This window comes from Streptomyces coryli (assembly GCF_011044975.1).
GTDB classification, from domain to species: domain Bacteria; phylum Actinomycetota; class Actinomycetes; order Streptomycetales; family Streptomycetaceae; genus Streptomyces; species Streptomyces coryli.
Genome location: NZ_JAAKZV010000576.1, coordinates 1 through 772, shown reverse-complemented (window position 1 = coordinate 772; position 772 = coordinate 1). Strand labels below are relative to the sequence as shown.

Annotated in this window: 1 protein-coding gene; it reads right to left on the bottom strand. The window is 70.9% G+C overall.

What is annotated here, in order from left to right; all coding sequences use genetic code 11:
- Window positions 1-3: 3 nt before the first annotated feature.
- Window positions 4-408, bottom strand: a complete 405-nt coding sequence (locus G5C51_RS42275) for a DUF6801 domain-containing protein (RefSeq protein ID WP_165246257.1) — start codon at window positions 406-408, stop codon at window positions 4-6.
- Window positions 409-772: the final 364 nt, after the last annotated feature.

Genomic DNA, 772 nt, shown 5'->3' with positions numbered 1-772 from the left:
TCGCTATCGCGCCTCGTCCTCCTCGGCGCTGAGCCCGCTCCACCCCGCCTCGGCCCGCTCGGACCCCTGCGTCACCACCGCGGTGAGCGCCGCGGTGCCGCCGACCGTCGCCGCGCCCTCGGGCAGCAGCTTCGTCACCCCGCCCGCGGGCAGCACGACCCGTACGGTCAACTCCCCCGGCTGGATGGCCTTCCCGGCGACCCCGCTCTCGGGATACCCCTGCGCAAGGTCCACCTCGACGGCCTGGCTCCCCCCACCAGGCACGGCGCACTCGTACTCCGCCGTCACCCGTGCGCTCTGCTCCCCCGCGGCCGAGCCCGACCCGGACAGCAGCCCGGCGACGAGCGCCACGCACGCCACGCCGGCCAGGCGCAGCCCATGCCGCCGGCGGCTCACGGCACCTCTCATCGCTCAACTCCCGGGGTTTGGATGACGGTCACGGACCCCGCGGTCAAGGGGGATTGACCACGGGGCCCGTGCGGTGCGGCCCTGCTGACCGGCCCAGGGAGGCCGAGACCGGTGCAATGGGCCCGAGGGTTACGGCAGGTAATCCCCGCAACTTGCGAATGGGACGTTACGTACGGGTAACCCGGCGACGCAATGGCTCTATTCGAAAAAGCCGGGAAGCCAATCCAAGAACGGTTTCTCTTATCCACCCGGCAACAATTCCGGGGGCTTTCTCATACGGAAGTGAGCACAATATGCGGCAGCCACGCCAGCCGAGCGCTTGCTCAGCTCCTGCGCAGGAACGCGGCACCGTCCCACCCCGCCC

Coding starts and splice junctions, on each gene's coding strand:
- G5C51_RS42275 (WP_165246257.1), bottom strand. CDS start 408: ATGAGAGGTGCCGTGAGCCGCCGGCGGCATGGGCTGCGCCTGGCCGGC.